Annotated in this window: 18 protein-coding genes and 1 pseudogene; 15 read left to right on the top strand and 4 right to left on the bottom strand. The window is 61.1% G+C overall.

Annotation, left to right across the window (positions count from 1 at the left end; translation table 11 throughout):
• Nucleotides 1-35: 35 nt before the first annotated feature.
• Both UN63_RS10790 and UN63_RS10785 read left to right on the top strand, forming a co-directional pair.
• Nucleotides 36-2,043 (top strand): annotated as a pseudogene (locus tag UN63_RS10790) (oxidoreductase).
• A 222-nt stretch (nt 2,044-2,265) separates the two neighbouring features.
• Entirely contained in the window at nt 2,266-2,820 is a 555-nt protein-coding gene (locus UN63_RS10785; RefSeq protein ID WP_104486767.1) for an NAD(P)H nitroreductase, read from the top strand.
• Nucleotides 2,821-3,061: 241 nt separating this feature from the next.
• Here UN63_RS10785 and paaZ read toward each other — a convergent pair whose 3' ends face one another.
• Nucleotides 3,062-5,101 carry a phenylacetic acid degradation bifunctional protein PaaZ gene (paaZ, locus tag UN63_RS10780; protein WP_104486766.1) on the bottom strand — a complete coding sequence of 680 codons (2,040 nt, stop codon included), beginning with the start codon at nt 5,099-5,101 and terminating at the stop codon, nt 3,062-3,064.
• Nucleotides 5,102-5,370: 269 nt separating this feature from the next.
• On the opposite strand from paaZ, the gene paaA reads away from it, so the two are divergent.
• From paaA to UN63_RS10715, 13 genes are all read left to right on the top strand, one after another.
• Nucleotides 5,371-6,306, top strand: coding sequence for a 1,2-phenylacetyl-CoA epoxidase subunit PaaA (gene paaA, locus UN63_RS10775; RefSeq protein ID WP_219821149.1), 936 nt, complete (start codon nt 5,371-5,373; stop codon nt 6,304-6,306).
• Nucleotides 6,307-6,317: 11 nt separating this feature from the next.
• Nucleotides 6,318-6,605 carry a 1,2-phenylacetyl-CoA epoxidase subunit PaaB gene (gene paaB, locus UN63_RS10770; RefSeq protein WP_104486765.1) on the top strand — a complete coding sequence of 96 codons (288 nt, stop codon included), beginning with the start codon at nt 6,318-6,320 and terminating at the stop codon, nt 6,603-6,605.
• A gap of 8 nt (nt 6,606-6,613) precedes the next feature.
• Nucleotides 6,614-7,378, top strand: coding sequence for a 1,2-phenylacetyl-CoA epoxidase subunit PaaC (gene paaC / locus UN63_RS10765; RefSeq protein WP_104486764.1), 765 nt, complete (start codon nt 6,614-6,616; stop codon nt 7,376-7,378).
• An 11-nt stretch (nt 7,379-7,389) separates the two neighbouring features.
• The gene (gene paaD / locus UN63_RS10760; RefSeq protein ID WP_104486763.1) at nt 7,390-7,884 is read left to right on the top strand and encodes a 1,2-phenylacetyl-CoA epoxidase subunit PaaD; all 495 of its coding nucleotides are present in this window, start codon (nt 7,390-7,392) and stop codon (nt 7,882-7,884) included.
• Nucleotides 7,885-7,910: 26 nt separating this feature from the next.
• Nucleotides 7,911-8,972: a 1,2-phenylacetyl-CoA epoxidase subunit PaaE gene (paaE, locus tag UN63_RS10755; protein WP_104486762.1), complete on the top strand. Its 1,062-nt coding sequence runs from the start codon at nt 7,911-7,913 to the stop codon at nt 8,970-8,972.
• Between the two features lie 9 nt (nt 8,973-8,981).
• Nucleotides 8,982-9,758, top strand: coding sequence for an enoyl-CoA hydratase-related protein (locus tag UN63_RS10750; RefSeq protein WP_104486761.1), 777 nt, complete (start codon nt 8,982-8,984; stop codon nt 9,756-9,758).
• Complete coding sequence (gene paaG / locus UN63_RS10745) at nt 9,758-10,549, top strand: 2-(1,2-epoxy-1,2-dihydrophenyl)acetyl-CoA isomerase PaaG (RefSeq protein ID WP_104486760.1); 792 nt, start codon at nt 9,758-9,760, stop codon at nt 10,547-10,549. The genes UN63_RS10750 and paaG overlap by 1 nt, the downstream gene beginning before the upstream one ends.
• Nucleotide 10,550: 1 nt before the next feature.
• Complete coding sequence (locus UN63_RS10740; protein WP_104486759.1) at nt 10,551-12,050, top strand: 3-hydroxyacyl-CoA dehydrogenase; 1,500 nt, start codon at nt 10,551-10,553, stop codon at nt 12,048-12,050.
• Nucleotides 12,047-12,493, top strand: a complete 447-nt coding sequence (gene paaI, locus UN63_RS10735; protein ID WP_104486758.1) for a hydroxyphenylacetyl-CoA thioesterase PaaI — start codon at nt 12,047-12,049, stop codon at nt 12,491-12,493. Before UN63_RS10740 ends, paaI begins: the two co-directional genes overlap by 4 nt.
• Complete coding sequence (pcaF, locus tag UN63_RS10730; RefSeq protein WP_104486757.1) at nt 12,486-13,694, top strand: 3-oxoadipyl-CoA thiolase; 1,209 nt, start codon at nt 12,486-12,488, stop codon at nt 13,692-13,694. Before paaI ends, pcaF begins: the two co-directional genes overlap by 8 nt.
• A gap of 24 nt (nt 13,695-13,718) precedes the next feature.
• On the top strand, nt 13,719-15,008 hold the full coding sequence (gene paaK, locus UN63_RS10725; RefSeq protein ID WP_104486756.1) for a phenylacetate--CoA ligase PaaK: 1,290 nt from the start codon (nt 13,719-13,721) through the stop codon (nt 15,006-15,008).
• A gap of 86 nt (nt 15,009-15,094) precedes the next feature.
• Nucleotides 15,095-16,111 carry a phenylacetic acid degradation operon negative regulatory protein PaaX gene (gene paaX / locus UN63_RS10720; RefSeq protein WP_219821148.1) on the top strand — a complete coding sequence of 339 codons (1,017 nt, stop codon included), beginning with the start codon at nt 15,095-15,097 and terminating at the stop codon, nt 16,109-16,111.
• 212 nt (nt 16,112-16,323) lie between these two features.
• The gene (locus tag UN63_RS10715; protein ID WP_104486755.1) at nt 16,324-16,920 is read left to right on the top strand and encodes a phenylacetic acid degradation protein PaaY; all 597 of its coding nucleotides are present in this window, start codon (nt 16,324-16,326) and stop codon (nt 16,918-16,920) included.
• 75 nt (nt 16,921-16,995) lie between these two features.
• Here the strand turns inward: UN63_RS10715 and UN63_RS10710 are convergent, their stop codons facing one another.
• From UN63_RS10710 to UN63_RS10700, 3 genes are all read right to left on the bottom strand, one after another.
• Nucleotides 16,996-19,449 (bottom strand): penicillin acylase family protein, encoded by a 2,454-nt coding sequence (locus tag UN63_RS10710; protein WP_104486754.1) that lies wholly within the window; start codon nt 19,447-19,449, stop codon nt 16,996-16,998.
• A gap of 97 nt (nt 19,450-19,546) precedes the next feature.
• Nucleotides 19,547-20,848 carry a TRAP transporter large permease gene (locus UN63_RS10705; protein WP_104486753.1) on the bottom strand — a complete coding sequence of 434 codons (1,302 nt, stop codon included), beginning with the start codon at nt 20,846-20,848 and terminating at the stop codon, nt 19,547-19,549.
• Complete coding sequence (locus UN63_RS10700) at nt 20,845-21,384, bottom strand: TRAP transporter small permease (RefSeq protein WP_104486752.1); 540 nt, start codon at nt 21,382-21,384, stop codon at nt 20,845-20,847. The genes UN63_RS10705 and UN63_RS10700 overlap by 4 nt, the downstream gene beginning before the upstream one ends.
• Nucleotide 21,385 lies beyond the last annotated feature (1 nt).

Here is a 21,385-nt window from a genome sequence, read left to right as displayed (position 1 = left end):
AAGTGGTCAAACCTGTCTTGTTCGGCGGAGGGATCATGAGCCGTTACCCCCATTTACTGGCGCCCCTGGATCTGGGCTTCACCACACTGAAAAACCGGGTGATCATGGGTTCCATGCACACCGGGCTGGAAGAAGAAAAAGGCGGTTTCAAGAAGCTGGCCGCCTTTTATCGGGAGCGGGCCCGCGGCGGCGTGGGGCTGATCATCACCGGCGGCATAGCGCCCAATTTTCGCGGCCGCCTGCTGCCCCATGCGGCCCAGCTCGGTTTTTCCTGGCAGGTGGCCCGCCATCGACTGCTGACGGACGCGGTGCATGAAGAGGGCGGCAAAATCGCCCTGCAAATACTGCACGCCGGTCGCTATGCCTGGCACCCCTTTCTGCAGGCGCCGTCGGCCGAGACCGCGCCCATCAACCCGTTCAAACCCAGGGCCATGAGCCCACGCCAGATCCGCAACTGCATCGCCGACTTCGCCCACACCGCCTTGCTTGCCCGACAGGCCGGTTACGACGGGGTCGAAATCATGGGCTCCGAAGGCTATCTGATCAATCAGTTCATCTGCGGCCGAACCAATCACAGAGACGACGAATGGGGCGGCAGCAGTGACAATCGCAACCGTTTCGCGCTGGAGATAGTACGGGCGGTGCGCGCCGCCGTGGGCGATGATTTAATCCTGATTTTCCGGTTGTCGATGCTGGATCTGGTGGAGCAGGGTTCCAGCCTGGAGGAGGTGATTGCGCTCGGTCGGGCGCTGGAGCAGGAGGGCGTGACCCTCATCAACACCGGCATCGGCTGGCACGAGGCGCGGGTGCCGACCATCGCCACCAGCGTACCCCGGGCTGCCTTCAGCTGGGTCACGGACAAGGTACGGCAGGCGCTCTCGGTACCGGTGATTGCCACCAATCGTATCAATACCCCCGAGGTGGCCGAACAGATACTGTCCTCGAACCAGGCGGATCTGGTGTGCATGGCCCGGCCTTTTCTGGCGGATGCGGACTTCGTTGCCAAGGCGGCGTCGGGGCAGGCGGAGTTGATCAACACCTGCATCGCCTGCAATCAGGCCTGTCTGGATCATGTGTTCAAGCGCAAGCGTGCCTCCTGCCTGGTCAACCCCAGAGCCTGCCATGAAACCGAGCTGAACTTTGTGCCGACCAAGAGCCCCAGGCTGCTGGCGGTGGTGGGGGCGGGCCCGGCCGGACTGAGCTTTGCCAGCCAGGCCGCCGAGCGCGGCCACAGGGTCACCCTGTTCGATCGGGCGACGGAAATTGGCGGCCAGTTCAACTACGCCAAGCAGATACCGGGCAAGGAAGAGTTTTTTCGAGACCCTGCGCTATTTTCACCACCGGCTGGTGCAGACCGGGGTGGAGCTGCGGCTGAACACCGAAGCCACGGCCGAGCTGCTGGCCGGTTTTGACGAGGTGATCCTCGCCAGCGGCATTCTCCCTCGCACCCCCGAGATAGACGGCATCGATCATCCCAGGGTATTGAGCTATCTGGATGTGCTGGCTCGTCATGCGTCTGTGGGGGAAAAGGTGGCCATCATCGGCGCCGGTGGCATCGGCTTTGATGTGGCCGAGTTTCTGGTGGCGAAACCGAATCAGTCCACGGAGCAGTGGCTGGCCGAGTGGGGCATAGACCAAGAGTATCGCGCGCCGGGGGCGCTGATGCTGCCCGAGCCTGTGGTGCCGAAACGCCGGCTCTGGCTGCTGCAGCGCAAGGTGGGCAATCCGGGCAAGGGGCTTGGCAAGACTACGGGCTGGATCCACAAGGCCAGCCTGCGCCACCATGGCGTGAAGATGTGGGGCGGGGTCAGCTACAAGCGCATCGACGATGAAGGGCTGCATATAGAGCGGGACGGCGAGTCGCTGTGCCTGGCAGTGGACAACGTCATTATCTGCGCCGGACAGCAGCCGGATCGCAGCCTGCAGGCGGTGCTGGAACAGCAGGGTAGCAAGGTGCACCTGATTGGCGGCGCCGACGTGGCGGCAGAGCTGGACGCCAAGCGGGCCATCCGCCAGGGCGCCGAGCTGGCGGCGGTTATTTGAAGCTTGTGAGGGGTGAGGAGAAAACGGTGCTGTGTTTACAGACTGGCACTGAACTGCTCCTCCCCCTTGGCAGCGGAAAAACAGACATGACGGTGGATTATCGGCAGGGGGAGGCGGGGTGGGGGTGCTGTGGTACTGCGCCTCAAAGACTTTATGCCCGGGCGCTGTGCTGCTAAGGTAGCGGGCATCGAAATTCGAGCTTGTTACAGAAGGTTTTAAATCATGGATGCACTGGAACTGTTACTCAATCGCCACTCCAATCCTCGACTGGTTGAGCCGGCGCCGGCGGGCGAGCAGCTGGAGACCATTTTCAAGGCCGGGCTGCGGGCGCCGGATCATGCGGCCCTGACCCCCTGGGAATTCATCGTGTTCGGCGGTGAGCAGCGGAAAAAGCTGGGTGACATTCTGGCCGCCGCAACCGAAGCTAAAGGCGAGTCTCCCGAGACGATCGAGAAAGCCCGGCTGGCGCCGCTGCGCGCGCCCATGGTTATTACCGTGGTGGCCAAGGTGAAGCCCCACGACAAGGTGCCACAGCTGGAGCAGGAAATCTCCGCCGGTTGCGCCCTGATGGCGATGCAGATGGCGGCGCTGGCGCTGGGTTATAATGGCATCTGGCGCACCGGCTGGTTTGCCTTCGACCGCAATGTGCATCAGGCGTTGGGCCTGGACGCGCAGGACCAGATCGTCGGCTTCCTGTATCTGGGTACGGCTCAGGTGGAAGTACGCAAACTGCCCGAACGGGATCCGGCGCAGTTCGTGCGCTACTTCGGTTCGTAATCAGCACCTGATATAAAAAAAGGGGGCGGCGTTGTAAAAATAACGCCGCCCCCTTTTTTTGTTCATTCCCTCGTCACTCGCACTGAAGAATAAAAAAGCCGGTCATTGAGACCGGCATAAAAAGGAGACTGACAGTAGTCTGTCATATTGCCTGTGGCAGGCACTTCTTTTTCTGTTTCTTTTTCTTCTTCGGCAACCAAACAGCAAGTCCGGTCGACAGGGGATCCCCGTCACTCATTTATCAGTCTTTCGCTTGCACCAGGGTCAGGATGTCATAGCTGGCCACCAGTTCATCGCGCTGGTTCTTGACCTTTATATCCCAGACCACCACGCCCTGAGCGAGGTCTTCCGGATTGCGCTTTGGTTTGCGGGTTTTCTGCTTGCAGGTGAACTCCACCTGTATGCTGTCGCCAATTTTCACCGGCTCGATAAAGCGCAGTCCTTCCATGCCGTAGTTGGCAATCACCGGGCCCGGAGCCCCGTCCACGAACAGGCCGGCGGCGGCGGACACCACGAAGTAACCGTGGGCCACCCGCTCGCCGAACAGGGATTCGGCCGCGGCAACCTTGTCCATGTGGGCGTAGAAGTGGTCGCCGCTCAGGCAGCCGAAGTTGACGAGATCGGCTTCAGTCACGGTGCGGCGGGCCGTCTTGAGCTGTTCACCGATAGCCAGCTCGTCGAAGTACTTGCGGAACGGATGTACCCGGTCTGTCACCACGGGTGCGCCCTGGTTCCAACTGTGGGTGATCTGACTCATGGCGCCCGGCGAGGACTGGATGGCGGTGCGCTGCATGTAGTGCTTGACCGCGCGCAGACCGCCCAGTTCCTGGCCGCCACCGGCGCGACCGGGGCCGCCGTGCACCAGATGGGGCAGGGGAGAGCCGTGGCCGGTGCTTTCTTCGGCACTGATCGGATCCAGTAGATGTAGGCGACCATGCCAGGGGCCCAGACGGCCAACCAGCTCGGACACATCCTGGCCGGCCTCGAACACCAGGGACGCCACCAGGCTGCCTTCGCCCAGGGTAACCAGCTCGACCAGCTCGTCTTCGGAGTCGTAGGGCAGCAGGGTACAGACGGGGCCAAAGGCCTCGGTAGTATGTACCGCCGGGCTTTCTTTCGGCTGGTTACACAGCAGCAGAGTCGGCGGATAGAAGGCGCCGGCACCGGGGTCGTCGGCCAGTACGTCGAATGGTGCAAGATGGCCACCGCACAGAATGTCGGCCTGAGCCGACAGTTGCTCGACCCGTTCCGAGACGTCTTTCAGCTGGCGCTGGCTGGCCAGCGGTCCCATGGTCACGCCTTCCTTCGCCGGGTCGCCGAGTACCACCTTGCCCAGGCGGGCCAGCAGGGCCTCTTTTACCCGGGGCAGTAGGTCACGGGGCACAAAGGCACGACGGATGGCGGTACATTTCTGACCGGCCTTGGTGGTCATTTCCCGCATCACTTCCCGCACAAACAGCGCGATGGCGTCGTCGCCGGCACCGTCGGCCAGAATGGCGCTGTTCACCGAGTCCGCTTCCATGGTGAAGGGAATGGACTGGCGGTTGAAGTTGGGGTGGGTGCGCAGGGTCTGGCCGGTCTGGGCCGAGCCGGTAAAGGTGACCACATCCTGGGGACCCAGCAGGTCCAGCAGGTTGTTCACCCCGCCACAGATGATCTGCAGGGCGCCGGCGGGCAGTATGCCGGACTCAACGGCCGACTTGACCACCGCCTGGGCCAGTTGAGAGCCATCGGTGGCGGGCTTGATGATGGCCGGCATACCTGCCAGCAGGGTGGGAGCCAGTTTTTCCAGCATGCCCCAGACCGGGAAGTTGAAGGCGTTGATGTGAACGGCCACGCCGGGCTTGGGAGTAAGAATATGACGGGCGCCGAAGCCACCCTTGCGGGACAGGGGCGTCCAGTCGTCTTCGATCAGGATGCGCTCGTCACTCAGTTCACGACGTACCAGGCTGGAGTAGGTAAAGAGGGTGGCGAAGCCGCCTTCGATATCGATCCAGCTGTCTTTGCGGGTGGCGCCGGTGGCGGTGGACAACGCATAGAAGTCTTCCTTCCTGGCCGCCAGGTGGCTGGCCAGGTTTTTCAGCATCAGCGCCCGCTGGTGAAAGCTCATGGCTGCCAGTTCTTTACCACCCTGTCTGGCATAAGCCAGCATGGCGGCCATATCCAGACCCTCGCTGGTCACTTCATACAGAGTCTCACCGGTGACGGCATGCCTGACCGGGCGACCGGCTCCGGCTCCTGCCTGCCATTCGCCTGACACATAGCTTTGCAGCTTTTCCATGGATTCCTCTCCCTCTCAACCTGACACATTAAAGAATCGATTTAACAAAATGATGTTACATAATCTGATTTCATTGCTACCTAATGTCAACAGCTTTAGGTGGGTATTATAGCTAACGGCTGAACCGTTAACCTTTAAGTGTCTGATGTAACGTAGTATTTCATTGCGGTTAAAATGATTCACAAAAAAAGTTATTGAAATGATTGTGGTGTCATATTACCTTGATGGCATGTTTTATAAATGTTGCATCAATTGGTATTGGAGGCTGAGTGGTGGAAAACACGGAACAACAGGCGAGGTTTGATCAGACTATCGCGGCTGATATCAGCATAGAGCCCAGGGACTGGATGCCCGAGGCATACCGCAAGACCCTGATCCGTCAGATTGGTCAGCATGCCCACTCCGAAGTGGTCGGCATGCTGCCGGAAGGCAACTGGATTACCCGGGCGCCGACCTTGAGACGCAAGGCGGTGTTACTGGCCAAGGTACAGGATGAAGCGGGCCATGCCCTCTATCTCTACAGCGCCGCCGAAACCCTGGGTGCCGACCGGGACGACATGGTGGAAAAGCTGATTGACGGCAAGATGAAGTATTCCTCCATCTTCAACTATCCCACCCTCAGCTGGGCCGATGTGCCCGCCATCGGCTGGCTGGTGGACGGCGCCGCCATCGTCAACCAGGTGGCCCTGTGCCGGGCATCCTATGGTCCTTACGCCCGCGCCATGGTGCGGGTGTGCAAGGAAGAAAGTTTCCATCAGCGTCAGGGATTCGAAGCCATGATGGCGTTGGCCAACGGCACCGAAGAGCAGAAGAAGATGGCCCAGGATGCGGTCAATCGTTTCTGGTGGCCGGTGCTGACCATGTTCGGCCCCAGTGACGATAACTCGCCCAACTCGGCCCAGAGCACGGCCTGGAAGATCAAGCGTTTCAGCAACGACGAGCTGCGTCAGAAGTTTGTCGACAGCACTGTGCCCCAGGTGGAAGCCCTCGGCCTGACCGTGCCGGACCCGGATCTGAAATGGAACGAGCAAACCGGACATTACGAGTTCGGCGAGATCAACTGGGATGAATTCTATGCGGTGGTCGCCGGCCAGGGTCCGTGCAACCACGAGCGGCTTGCCGCCCGTCGCAAGGCCTGGGAAGAAGGCCGCTGGGTGCGAGAAGCCGCCAGTGCCTATGCCGCCCGCCGTCAGCAAGCCGCTTAAGGAGAGAGAAGATGAAAACCAATCAATGGCCGTTATTCGAAGTATTTATTCGCAGCAAGCAGGGTCTGCATCACCGCCATGTGGGCAGTCTGCGCGCCGCCGACGAAACCATGGCGCTGGAAAATGCCCGGGATGCCTACACCCGTCGCCGTGAAGGCATCAGCATCTGGGTGGTCAAGTCTGAACTGATCACCGCCAGTCAGCCGGACGACAAGGGTGCCTTCTTCGATCCCGCCGACGACAAGGTGTATCGCCATCCGACATTTTACACCATTCCCGACGGCATAGGCCACATGTAGGAGGCCGTATGGACAAGACATTGCAAGATTCTCTGTTTAACTACCTGCTGCATCTGGGCGACAGCCAGCTGGTATTGTCCCACCGCCTGTCAGAATGGTGTGGTCATGCGCCCGAGCTGGAGCTGGATATTGCCCTGGCCAACATCGGCCTGGATATTCTGGGTCAGGCGCGCACCGTGTTGACCATGGCCGGAGAAGTGGAAGGCCAGGGCCGTGATGAAGACCAGCTGGCTTATTATCGCAGCGAGCGGGAGTTCAAGAACCTGTTGCTTTGCGAGCAGCCCAACGGCGACTTCGCCCAGACCCTGGTCCGTCAGTGGTTCATGGACCACTACCATCAGCTGTTGTTCACCGGGCTGAGCCAGTCGGGCCATGCGCCGCTGGCCGCCTTCGGGGTCAAGTCGCTGAAAGAGGTGAATTATCACCTGCGCTTCTCCAGCGGCTGGGTTCAGCGACTGGGGCTGGGCACCGAAGAAAGCGCCCGTCGCACCCAGGCGGCGATAAACGAGCTGTGGCGCTTTACCGGCGAGCTGTTTGTCACCGACGAGGTGGAGGACGCCCTGGCCGAGGCCGGCATTATCCCCAGCCTGGCAGAGCTGGCGCCGCAATGGGCCAGCCGGGTAGCCGAGCAGTCCAAACAGGCAGAACTGACCCTGCCCGCACAGGCGGCCTATCGCCAGGGCGGCAAGCAAGGCCTGCACACCGAACATCTGGGCTTCCTGCTGGCGGAAATGCAGAGCGTGCAGCGCAGCTATCCCAACATGAGCTGGTAAGGAGGTTTCAGGTGCAGATTTCCGATCACCGACTTCCCCGTTGCTGGGAAGTGCTGAAAACGGTTACCGATCCCGAGATACCGGTACTGTCGGTCACCGATCTGGGCATGATCCGGGGCGTGGATATCGGCGAAGACGGCAGCTTGAGCATTCGTCTGACACCGACCTACAGCGGCTGTCCGGCCACCGACATGCTGGAAGCGGACATACTCGCCGCCCTGGACGGCGCCGGACTGGGTCCGGCCCGGGTAAAGCTGGATTTGTCCGAGGCCTGGACCACCGACTGGATGAGCGCCGACGGCAAACGCAAGCTCAGGGAATACGGTATAGCGCCGCCTCAGGGGCTGGCCTGCGGATCGCACCTGATCCCCACCGATGGTGTGCCCTGTCCGCAATGCGGCAGCGGCCATACCCGACTGATCAGCGAATTCGGCTCGACCGCCTGCAAGGCACAATATCAGTGTCGGGACTGCCTCGAGCCCTTCGATTATTTCAAGTGCATTTAGCCCTCAACCGCACAGGGAGCAGAGTCATGAATCAATTTTATTCGTTGCGGGTTAAATCCGTACAAGAGCAGACCAGAGACGCCATCGCCATTTCCTTCGAGGTGGACGGTGACAATCAGAGCCGTTTTCGCTTCAAGCCCGGTCAGCATCTGACCCTCAAACACCAGCATGAGGGTGAAGAACTGCGCCGCTGCTACTCCATCTGCAGCCGGGAAGGCCACGAAGACCTGACCATAGCGGTCAAGCGCATTCACGACGGCCGTTTTTCCAACTGGGTCAACGACCACCTCAAGCCGGGTGATGTGCTGGAAGTAATGCCGCCCCAGGGCGTGTTTTTCCAGCAGGCCGAAAAACTGGGTGGCGCCCGCTATCTGGGCTTTGCCGCCGGCAGTGGCATCACGCCGCTGCTGTCTATCGTCAAGACCCTGCTGGCCAGCCAGCCAGACGCCAGTTTCACCCTGGTGTACGGCAACCGCAGCTGGGGCCAGACCATGTTTGCCGACGAGCTGGCGGATCTGAAAGACGCCTATCCGACCCGTTTCCAGTTTGTCTGTATCTTCAGCCGGGAGCAGGGCGAGAGCGACATCCTCAACGGCCGCCTGGACGAAGCCAAGATCCGGGCCCTTCTCGAGCACAAACTCTTGTCCGCCGACGTCGATCACTGCTTCGCCTGTGGCCCGGAAGAAATGATGAATGCGGTCGAGGGCGTGCTGCCGGAATACGGCCTGGCCCGAGAGCGTGTCCACACCGAGCGCTTCAACACGGGTCCGGCCCGTCCGCTCAGCGCCGAACAGCGTGCCAGCCGCAGTCAGGGTGAGGTCAGCATCATCCTCGACGGCCGGGAAATGCAGATAGAGGTGCGTCCGGAAGACGACAGCATCCTGGATGCGGCGCTCAATGCCGGTGCCGACTTGCCTTATGCCTGCAAGGGCGGCGTCTGTGCCACCTGCAAATGCAAGGTGGTGGAAGGCGAGGTCGACATGGCACTCAACTACAGCCTGGAGCAGGACGAGTTGGATGCGGGTTATGTACTGAGTTGCCAGGCCAGGCCCAGGAACGGCGTGGTACGCATCAGCTTCGACGACTGAGGAGGAAGGATGAACTGTCAGGATATTCTCGTCAGCCCGGTGGATGCCGGGGTACTGACCATAACACTCAACCGACCCGAGCGACGTAATGCGCTGCGCAACCAGACCCTGGCCGAGATTGGCGAGGTGCTGGCAGGCGCCGCCGCCAACCCCGAAGTCAGAGCGGTGGTTATCGGTGGCAACCTCCGTTGCTTTGCCGCCGGTGCCGATCTGGAAGAAATGCGCCATTTGGACGCGGTCGGCCTGCAGCAAGACATACGGCCCTCGCTGTGGAAGCGTATCGACGACTTCAACAAGCCGCTGATCGCCGCCGTCAATGGCTACGCCCTGGGCGCCGGTCTGGAGCTGGTGCTGCACTGCGATCTGGTGGTAGCGGGCGAGGGGGCTCTTTTGGGGCTGCCGGAAATCAAGCTCGGTATCATGCCCGGCGCCGGCGGTACCCAGAGGCTGAGCCGCCAGATTGGCCAGCAGACCGCCATGAAGATGGTGCTGACCGGCGAGCCGATGACCGCCGAGCGGGCTTACGAGCTGGGGCTGGTCAGTCAGTTGTGTGTACCGGCGCTGACCGATGAATATGCGCTCAAACTGGCCCACCAGATTGCCGCTCAGGCACCGCTGGCGGTACAGGCCGCCAAGGGCGCCATCAAGGCCTGCCAGGAAACCAGCCTGAGTCAGGGCTTGCGCCAGGAACGGCAGGCTTTTGTCTGGCTGGCCGGCACCGAAGACAGAAACGAAGGCATCAATGCCTTCCTCGAAAAACGTGCACCACAGTACCGGGGGAAATAATGGAATATCAACATATCGAATGCCATCAGGAAGGCGCCGTCGGCGTCCTGATACTGAATCGCCCGGGCCAGCTCAACAGCTTCAACGAGGTCATGCATAAAGAAGTGGCCGCCGTACTCAAGGACTGGGAAAACAACCCGGAAGTGCGTGCCATCCTGCTCACCGGCAATGGCCGAGGCTTCTGCGCCGGCCAGGATCTGGGGGATAGGGCCGTCAACAATGGCGACGAAGCGCCGGATCTGGGCCAGTCCATCGACCGTTACTACAATCCGCTGATCAAGCGCATCACCAATATGCCCAAGCCGGTGATTTGTGCGGTGAACGGCGTGGCCGCCGGCGCCGGTGCCAATATTGCTCTGGCCTGCGACATAGTGCTCGCCGGCCGCAGCGCCTCTTTTATTCAGGCCTTTTGCCGCCTGGGGCTGGTGCCTGACTCCGGTGGTACCTGGCTGCTGCCACGCCTGGTCGGCCGCGCCCGTGCCATGGCGCTGACTCTGCGGGGCGACAAGGTCAGCGCCGATCAAGCTCGGGAAATGGGCATGATCTGGCAGGTGGTGGAAGACGACCTGCTGCAAAGCGAAGCCATGCAGCAGGCCCAGCACTTGTCCCGCCAGCCGACCTATGGCCTGGGTTTGATCAAGCTGGCCATCAACAGCGCCGCCGACAACAGCCTGAACGAACAGCTGGAGCTGGAGCGGGACCTGCAGCGCCTGGCCGGCCGAAGTGAAGACTACCGGGAAGGGGTGGACGCCTTCCTCAACAAGCGCACCCCCGAATACAAGGGCCGTTAACATGAGCAGCAGCTTCACTATTCATCAGGTGGCGGTGATCGGCGCCGGCACCATGGGCATGGGTATCGCCCAGGTGGCGGCCCAGGCCGGCCATGCGGTTGTTCTGTACGATACCAACCCGGCGCAGACCGCCCGGGCGCTGGACGACTTTGCCAGCCGGTTGGCCAGTCGGGTGGCGCGCGGCAAACTGACCGAGCAGGATGCCACCGCCTTGCGTGCACGCATCAGCCCGGCCGAGAGGCTGAGCGAGCTGGCCGGCTCCGATCTGGTCGTCGAGGCCATTATCGAGCGGCTGGACATCAAGCAGCAGTTGTTCGCCGAGCTGGAAGGCATCTGCGGCGACCGGTGCATACTGGCGTCCAATACCTCCTCTATTTCTATTACCGCCATCGGCGCGGCCCTGTCTCGTCCCGAGCGGCTGGCCGGCCTGCACTTCTTCAACCCGGCGCCGGTAATGAAACTGGTGGAAGTGATCTCCGGCCTGGCCACCACCGCAGAAGTGCGTGACACCCTGCTGACGCTGGCAAGGGACTGGGGCAAGATGGCGGTACACGCCAGCTCCACACCGGGCTTTATCGTCAACCGCATCGCCCGGCCCTATTACGGCGAAACCCTGCGTGCCCTGCAGGAAGGTTGTGGCAGCCCGCAGCTGCTGGACACCCTGATGCGCAGCAGTGGTTTTCCCATGGGGGCCTGCGAGCTGACCGACCTGATTGGTCAGGACGTGAACTTCGCGGTGAGCAGCAGCGTGTATCGCGCCTTTCACGACGAGCCGCGCTATCGCCCGTCACTGGTACAGCAGGCGCTGGTGGATGCGGGCCGCTTCGGCCGCAAGACCGGCCAGGGCTTTTATGCCTACGAGAACGGCAAGGCCGAACAGGTTCCTCTGGCGGCGCCGGCCGGGCAGGCACCCGACCGGGTGCTGGTCCTCGGCGACTGGTCCGAACTCAAGGGCGCCGAAGCCCTGCTGGGACGCTATCGGGGTGAGCTTGAGCGGCGTGACGGCAGCCCGGCGTTGCTGATTGACGGTGTGCGGGTCGAGCTGACCAGTGGCCGCAGCTGTGCCCTGCGCCATCCGGGACTGGCGGCCATGGCGCTGGACTGGGCCGACGACTACGAGAGCGTCAGCCATATCGCCCTGGGCGTGTCCGAATACTGCACCGAACAGCAGGTTGCGGCCGTGGTCGGCTTCTTCCAGAGCCTGGACAAGCAAGTGATACTGCTGCCGGATCATCCGGGCATGCTGGTGCTGCGCACCATCGCCATGCTGGTCAACGAGGCGGCGGAAGCCTGCCTGCACCGGGTGGCCAGCCCGGAAGATATCGACCTGGCGATGCGCTTCGGCGTCAACTACCCCAAGGGCCCCGTGGCCTGGGGAGCCGAAGTGGGCTACCGCCGTCTGCTGACCCTGCTCGACAACCTGAGAACCGTGTATGGCGAGGAAAAGTACCGGCCCTCGCTGCAGTTGCGGCACTGGGCGGTCGCCGAGGAGGCCATATGAAGGATCAGCACAACCACGAGCTGGCCCGCCAGTGCGCCGAGGCCATGTTTGCGGCCGATCCCTGCAGCCAGCATATGGGCATGGAAATCGAAAGCGTGTCGGCCGGCAAGGCAGTGATGACCATGCGGGTACAGCCCTGGATGCTCAACGGCCACGGCAGCATACAAGGGGGCATGCTGTTTACCTTTGCCGACTCGGCCTTCGCCTTTGCCTGCAACGGTTACGACAAGGTGACCATAGGCCAGGGCTGCAGCATTGATTACCTCAAGCCCGCCTTTGCCGGCGAGTTTCTGCGGGCCCGTGCCTGCGAGCTGCACCGGGGCGGGCGTACCGGCACTTACGATGTAGTGGTGGAAAACGAAGCGGGAGAAACGCTGGCCCTGTTCCGGGGGCGTTCCTACCAGGTCAAGGGAAGCATTTTAAAGGAAGAAAGCAATGACTGACGCCTATCTGTGTGACATGGTCAGAACCCCGGTGGGTCGCTATGGTGGCGCCCTGAGCGCGGTGCGCGCCGACGATCTGGCCGCTATCCCGCTGCGCCAGCTGAAGGAAAACAATCCGCAGCTGCCCTGGGAAAAGATTGATGAAGTGATCATGGGCTGTGCCAACCAGGCCGGTGAAGACAACCGCAACGTGGCACGCATGGCCGCCCTGCTGGCCGGTCTGCCGACCACGGTGCCCGGCACCACCGTCAACCGCCTGTGTGGCTCGGGCCTGGATGCCATCGGCTTCGGCGCCCGCACCATCAAGGCCGGTGAGGCCAGCCTGGTACTGGCCGGCGGGGTCGAGTCCATGTCCCGTGCCCCCTTCGTGATGCCCAAGGCCACCAGCGCCTTTACCCGGGCCAACGAGGTGTATGACACCACCATCGGCTGGCGTTTCGTCAATCCTCTGATGCAACAGGAGTACGGCACCGATTCGATGCCGGAAACCGCCGAGAACGTGGCCGAGCGTTTCAATATCAGCCGGGAAGATCAGGACCTGTTTGCCCTGCGCAGCCAGCAGAAAACCGAACAGGCGCGCCAGGCCGGCATTCTGGCCCAGGGCATGGTGCCGGTGGTGATCCAGGGCCGCAAGGGCAAGGTGACCGAAGTAACCCGGGATGAACATCCGCGGGCGGACACCACACTGGCGGATCTGACCCGGTTGCCGACCCCGTTCCGGGCCGGTGGATCTGTGACCGCGGGCAATGCCTCGGGCGTCAACGACGGTGCCGCCTGTACCCTGCTGGCAAGCAGCCAGGCGGTAGCCGACTATGGGCTGACGCCGAAGGCACGGATACTGGCCCTGGCCAGTGCCGGTGTCGAGCCCAAATACATGGGCATAGGCCCGGTGCCTGCGGTACGCTCGGTGCTGGAAAAAACCGGCCTGTCTCTGGAAGATATGGACGTGATCGAGCTCAACGAAGCCTTTGCCGCCCAGGCACTGGCGGTGCTGCGCGAGCTGGGTCTGCAGGATGACGATGCCCGGGTCAACCCCAACGGCGGCGCCATTTCTCTGGGGCATCCCCTGGGCATGAGCGGCGTGCGACTGGTGATGGCGGCAGTCAATGAACTGAAACGAACCAATGGCCGCTATGGCCTCTGTACCATGTGTGTCGGTGTCGGCCAGGGTGTCGCGCTGATCGTGGAAAATATCGACTAATCTTGCCAGAGGGAGGAGGCACTCATGACTAAAATGGAACATATCGAACAGGCTTCAAGAGACGAACTGCAGGCCCTGCAACTGGAACGACTGCAGAAGACACTGCATCACGCCTATGAAAACGTGCCCATGTACAAGCGCAAGTTTGACGAGGCCGGTGTGCATCCGTCCGACTGCAAGACCCTGGAGGATCTGAACAAGTTTCCGTTCACTACCAAACAGGACTTGCGTGATAACTACCCCTTCAACATGTTTGCCGTGCCCATGGAGCAAATCGTGCGCCTGCATGCCTCGTCCGGCACCACCGGCAAGCCGACCGTGGTGGGTTACACCCAGAAGGACATCGATACCTGGGCCGACGTGGTGGCGCGCTCGCTGCGCGCCAGCGGCCTGAGCAACAAGGACAAGATCCATATTTCCTACGGCTATGGCCTCTTTACCGGCGGCATGGGTGCCCACTATGGTGCCGAACGCCTGGGTGCGGCGGTCATTCCCATGTCCGGCGGCCAGACCGAAAAACAGGGTCAGTTGATCCAGGACTTCCAGCCCGACGCCATCATGGTGACCCCGTCCTACTGCCTGAACATCATCGACGAACTGGAAAAGCAGATGGGCGGTGATGCCAGCGGCTGTTCGCTGCGGGTCGGCGTGTTCGGCGCCGAGCCCTGGACCAATGCCATGCGCCAGGAAATCGAGCAGCGACTGGGCATCGATGCCCTGGATATCTATGGCCTGTCCGAAGTCATGGGGCCGGGTGTGGCCATGGAGTGTCTGGAAAGCAAGGACGGTCCCACCATCTGGGAAGATCACTTCTATCCCGAGATAGTCGATGCCCACAGCGGCGACGTGCAGGCCGACGGCGAGCTGGGCGAACTGGTGTTTACCTCGCTGACCAAGGAAGGCATGCCGGTGATCCGCTATCGCACCCGGGATCTAACACGTCTGCTGCCGGGAACGGCCCGTACCATGCGTCGCATGGACAAGATCACCGGCCGCAGTGACGACATGCTGATCATCCGCGGCGTCAACGTGTTCCCTTCCCAGATCGAGGAGCAGATCCTGCAGTTCTCCCAGCTGACGCCCCATTATCAGCTGGAAGTGAGCCGCCACGGTCATATGGACTCGCTGCGGGTCAAGGTCGAGCTGCGTACCGATCACGCCAGTGCCGATCTGCATTCGCTCGAGCACCATATCAAGCACCGCATCAAGGCGATGATCGGCATTTCCACCCAGATAGACATAGTGGCCGAAGGCCAGTTGCCGCGCTCTGCCGGCAAGGCGCAGCGGGTACTGGATTTGCGCAAGACCGCCTGAAAGGACTGATACACAAAAGTGGCGGAAACGCCACTTTTTGCTTGATATCAATCGTTTAACCGAGGTGTAATGGAGCCTTCCATTGTATGAGGCAGGCTCGCTTTCTGCCCTCGCAATACATGCTGCAGCTCGGGCTCTGGCCCGGCAACTCACAAAATCTGGTAATAAACACCCTCATGGACTCCCGACTCAATCCGCTTATTCAGCAGGCCCTCGATTACGAAACCGTCAGCGGCACTTCGCTTATCATGACCATCTTCGGTGACGCCATCATTCATCGCGGTGGCTGTATCAGCCTGGCCAGCCTGATCGACATGGTCTCCGATTTCGGCTTCAACGAACGCTTCGTGCGCACCTCTGTCTTTCGTCTGACCAAGGATGAATGGCTGACCTCGGAACGTATCGGCCGGCTGAGTTTCTATCGGGTCACCGAGCGTAGTGCGCACCGTTTCCGGCAGGCCGAAATCCGTATCTACGATATGGAACAGAAGACCTGGGACGGCCGTTGGGATCTGGTGCTGCTCAGCTCGCTGGAGCTGGAAGCCAAGGCACAATTGAAAAAAGAGCTGGAATGGCTGGGCTGCGCCAGTATCTCCCCCAACCTGATGGCGTATCCGGGCCTGGATCAGGGCAAGCTTCGTCAGTTGCTGCGCGAACTGAAGATGGGCGAGCAGGTGGTGGTGTTTCAGGCCAACACCCTGGATCTGGGGCTGGACTCGCCCCCGCCCTTGCCCCGCATGGTCAGCGTCAACTGGCCGCTGGAGGACATCAGCCGGCGCTATGAGGAATTTCTGGCGCTGTACCGGCCGCTGTTGCCGCTGCTGGAAGACAGCCAGACGCTGGACTCGGGACAGGCCTTTCAATTGAGGACCCTGCTTATTCACCATTATCGTCGGTTACAGCTGCGCGACCCGCACCTGCCGATGGCGTTGCTGCCCCAGAGCTGGCCGGGCATGGCGGCCCGGACCCTGTGCGCCAATATCTACAACCTGGTGTACCAGGCGGCGGAGGAATACATCTGGAGCCGGGGACGCACGGCGGAAGGGCCGCTGCCCCCGGCCGATGCCGGCTTTTACCTGCGTTTTGGTGGCTTGAGACGCTAGCCGTTTCAACCAAACAGATAAAATAACTGATCTGTTTGGTTGTTCTGAGTAGAGGTCGGACAAACGGCCAGCTCCCCCGACACGCCGTGAATCCCTCCCTGGAGGCTCCACCGCGCTCGTAGCGTGTAGTGGGAGACGGCTATGTTGCCTCTGCACTCGAGTTCACAAAACGATCAGATTTTTATACGAATTGGTATTAATGGAGTAACAAGATGCATTGCTATGAAATAGACGGGATCCGCCCCGTGGTGGAAGAGGGGGCCTACGTGCACCCCACTGCCGTACTGATCGGTGATGTGATTATCGAGCGCGGCTGCTATATAGGGCCGCTGGCCTCGTTACGGGGCGACTTCGGCCGCATCCATATCCGGCAGAATGCCAATATTCAGGATAACTGCGTGATGCACGGTTTTCCCGAAACCGACACCATAGTGCACCCCTGGGGCCATGTGGGGCACGGCGCCATACTGCACGGTTGTGTGGTGGGCGAAAACGCTCTGGTCGGCATGAATGCGGTGGTGATGGATGGTGCCCTGGTAGGCGAGAGCAGCATCGTGGCCGCCCATTCTTTCGTCAAGGCCGAGATGCAGATACCGCCCAGAGTGCTGGTGGCTGGTACGCCCGCCAGGGTGATGCGAGAGCTTCGGGATGAAGAAATCGAATGGAAACGCCAGGGCACCCAAACCTATATCGACCTGACTCGACGTTGCCTGGACAGCATGCACAGCGTCAGCCCGCTGACGGCGGTGGAACCCGACCGCAAGCGGCTGTTTCAGGATGCGGACTACCTGCCGAAATACAAGGCGTAAAGGCTGAGCGGAGACAGAATCAGGAAAAACAAAGAGCGGGCATAGGCCCGCTCTTTGTTGTTAAGGTGCTGCCTTTTAACGCTCAACGGTCAGCACGGTTTCACTCTGGCTGGCGGCGGCAACGTCTTCTGGTTTGAGCCACACCGGCTTCAGCCTGAACTCGATAAAGTCGTCGAGTTGATCCCGGTAATGGGGCGAGCGGGTACCGTCCGGCGCGATAAAGCCGGACTGGCCCGGTGCCGCCACTTCATAGGCTTTCACCTCGGCGCCGTTGAATACCGTCATGTTGTTTTCGGTGCCCCGGTTCATGGCGATGGGGGTACGCACCGCCTCGTCCGGGTTGGCCTGGGGCACACCGATATAGTTTTTGTGGCCGAATTCCAGCACATCGACCTGGCCCAGCCACTGGCTGCTGTCGGTACCGTATTTCTGGCTCAGCTTGTCGATGGCCTGTTTCAGGGCGGTCAGCTGCAATTTGTCGCCATCGCGGCCGGAAAGCAGGTCGGTGTTTACCACACTGCGGTTAAGCCAGGCGCCCAGTGCCTTGGTGCTGGTGCTGATGTTATAGCCATTTGCCACTATGCCCTCGGCATCACCATAACCGGGACCTGTGTACCAGGACAGCTTCTGGGCCGGGATCAGCGGCTGATAGGTCTGGGACAGCATGGCCTGCAGCCAGGCGCGGAACAGGGCGGAGGCGGGATTGTCATAGCGGCCATCGCGGTCTGCGTCCGTGTTCAGGTAATCCCAGTCGGCCAGCAGGCGGGCGGCCTGCTGCAGCCGGGTATCCTGGCTGCTCTGGGCGAGTTCCACCAGGTGGGGGACAAAGAAACGGGCATTGGGATCGGCTAGAGAGGCTTCCATCATCAGATCCCAGGCCTGATCCGGGGTCAGTTTGTCGATGGCGTCGACCCGGGAGTTGATTTCCTGCACCCTGTCTATCTGGTTCCAGCTGTACCACCACTGATCCGGGTTGGGGAAGCCTTCAGCCGGACGGTTGTTCCAGTTGGCGATATAACCGCTGGAGGGATTGTAAACCTGAGGGTTGGTATCAAACGGATACAGTCCCAGCCAGTCGGCACTGCCATCACCGGGCGTCGGAAGGCGACCGTCCTGACCCGGATGACGCACCGGATAATGACCGCCGAGGGCATAACCGATGTTGCCGTCCCGATCCGCATAGTACCAGTTGACGTTGATGGCGCTGTGCGCTACATGATCCCGCCATTGTTGGTGGTTTTTGGCCTTGCTGACCTTGTTCCAGGCCATCAGGGTGGAGACCTCCTTGCCGGCCCAGCCTCTTTGCTTGGCATAGGCGATGCCCTCATCCGGACGGTAGTCGACCACGGGGCCGTAAACGGAGCGATAAACGGTGATGACGGTGTCGGCGGCGTCTTTTACCTTTATGCTCTGCTGCTCTTTTTCCAGCGACCGGTACTGGCCCTTGTACAGGTATTGCTCCGGATTGCCCGGATTAAGCGTCAGGCGGAACAGATCCACGTTGTCTCCGGCACCCCAGGTGCTGCCCCAGGAAATATGGCCATTATGGCCGAACTCGACCATGGCATAGCCGGTGGGCGAGTTACCCACTGCCTCATAACCGGCACCGTGCAGGCCCACCGAATAGGTGTAGGCGGGCTGGTAGAAGCCGAACTGGGGGCCGTTGATCAGCACGGCGCTGGCATCTTTGGTCTTGTCCTTGCCCAGCACCAGCATGTTGCTGAAGGGCGCTTCCCTGAACCCTTGCCAGCCCAGGGTGCCCTGGCGGCTCAGCGGTTGCTGTTGCATGGCCAGCAGCGGGGCCTCGTTGGGGTGAGCCGCGTGCGTTATTCCGGCCGTGAGCTGCTGTTCCACCCGCTGCCGACCTGTGGCAGACCAGTCGCCGACGGGAATGGTGTCCACCGCTTTATCGCTTATATAAGGCAGTAGGGTGTCGAACAGCTGTTGTGCCTTCTGTTTGCCGTGTTTCTGCTCCAGAGAGAGTAACAGTTGCTGGTTTTCCAGCTCGGTATTGTAGTCGCCGAAGCGGTTGATCATGGAGCCGATAAACAGCATGGCCACATCAAACTCGTTCCACGGTGCCGGGGTAAAGCCGTAGTCGATAAACTGCTTGGGCATCAGCGTGCCGGGTTCCTGCTGCACCCTGGCCTGCCATTGGTTGAGGCCGGCGGCATAGCCGCTGAGGATATCCCGGTCGGCGGCGGGCAGGGCATCCAGCTGTGCCTGAATGGCGTGCGGGTTGTAGTGCTGGCGCACCTTGATGTCCAGCGGCAGAAATTCCTCGCCCAGCACCTCGGCCACTGTACCCTGGGCGCTGCGGCGGGCCATTTCCACCTGGAACAGCCGATCCTGGGCAATGGCGTAGCCGTAGCCATAGAAGAGGCCATAGGTGGTGTCGGCATAGATATGGGGGGTGCCGTGCTGGTCACGTTGTATGGTGACTTGCTCTGCATCGGGCAGGGTGGTGCAGCCGGCGAGCAGAGAAAGGCTGGCCAGCGCGCTCAGCAGAAAAACGGGTTTTTTAGACATGGTAATCCCTTACAGGTTTCCTGATGAAGATGGGGGTTGGGTTGTGAAAGCAGGTCGGCCAGAAAGGCCGACCTGTAAAGCGTCGTGATTGTTTAAATTATCGGTAAAGCAGTTCCGGTAGCCAGAGGGTGAGAGCCGGCAGCATGATCAACAGCGCCAGGCGCACTATGTCGGCGCACCAGAAGGGAGTGACGCCGCGGAACACGGTAGCGCTGTTCAGATCCTTGACCATGCCGGTCAGTACGAACACGTTCATGCCCACCGGTGGCGTGATCAAACTGATCTCGGTGGCCACCACCACTATGATGCCGAACCAGATGGGATCCATCCCCAGACTATGAATGACGGGATAGAACACCGGCACCGTGAGCAGCATCATCGACATGCTTTCGAACACGGCACCCAGCACCAGGTAGATGGCGATGATCATCATCAGCACCATCATTGGCGACAGCGAGAAGCTGGTAATCATCTCGACCAGATGATCGGGCAGGCCGGCCCGGTTGACGAAGTTCGAGAAGATGAGCGCGCCGATGACCACGCAGAACAGCATGGCCGAGGTACGCGCCGTTTCTATCAGTACCTCTTTCAAGTCCTGCAGGCTCAGACGACGGCGCTTGATGGCGATGGCCAGAGAGCCGGCGGCACCGATGCCGGCGGCCTCGGTGGGGGTAAACACGCCCAGGTAGATACCGCCCATCACCAGGGTGAACAGGCTGAGGATGCCTCCTACGCCTTTGAAGGCCTGCCATTTTTCGGCGCGACTCATGGCCTCGCCGGGTGGGCCTGCCTTGGGGTCGCGCCACACCACGTAGCGCACCGCGCCCAGATAAAGCAGCACACCCAGCACACCGGGAATAAAGCCGGCGGCGAACAGATCACGAATGCTTTGCTCGGTGAGGATGCCGTAGATGATAAGCGCAACACTGGGCGGGATCAGTATGCCCAGGGTGCCGCCGGCGGCGATGGCCGCAGAGGCCAGGCTGTCGGCATAGCCGTATTTGCGCATGGGCGGTATGGCCACCCGCGACATGGTGGCGGCGGTCGCCAGGCTGGAGCCGCAGATGGCGGAGAAACCACCGCAGGCGGTGATGGCCGCCATGGCCATGCCGCCCTTGCGGTGGCCAACCAGCGCATGGGACGCGGTGAACAGCTCGTTGGACAGGCCGGAGCGACTGATCAGGTTACCCATCAGGATAAACAGCGGGATCACGCTCAGGCCGTAATCCTGGGCGGTATCCAGCAGCCGTCGGGCGCTGATCGACAGGGCGGCATTGAAGTTGAAGTCCATCAGGGCCGCATAGCCCACCACGCCCACGGCAGCCATGGCGAAGGCGATGGGGACGCGCAGAAAAATCAGCGACAGCAGGATGGCGAAGCCAAGCAGGGATTCCATCATAACGCAGGCGCCTCCTGGGCGGGATTGGTCACGGCTCTGTTCTGGGCCTCTGGATCACCGAGTAGCGTCATCACCAGAAAGGTCAGGGCGGTCAGACACAGGCTGATGCCGATCAGGTACATGGCATAAGCGCTGGGAATAGCCAGGTATTCGCTCACCGAGTTGTAGCGGTCGGCCCGCTCGGCCAGCTTCCACACCGTCATTGCCATATAGGCACAAGCTGCCGTCATGAACAGATGATAGAGCCGATCCCGGGTGACACGCAGCCAGCGGGGCAGCCAGGGTTCGACCAGATCGACCGACACATGCTCCTGCCGCCAGGTGATGGTGGGCAGGATTAGGAAGATGGAGGCGGCCAGCATGATCTCGATGAGTTCGGAGCCACCCACCATCGGTTTGTTGAACAGGTAACGGCCAACCACATCGACGGTGGTGATCAGCATCATCAGCAACAGCATTAGGCCGGCCAGCAGATTGAGCAGCCGCTTGAGCGCGGCTGCACTGCTGCACCAGAGTCGGGAAACATGGGCAATCATG

The organism is Oceanisphaera arctica (assembly GCF_002936955.1).
GTDB lineage: Bacteria > Pseudomonadota > Gammaproteobacteria > Enterobacterales > Aeromonadaceae > Oceanimonas > Oceanimonas arctica.
Note: the sequence above shows the minus strand (reverse complement) of the source record. Positions and strands in the feature narration are given on the sequence as shown.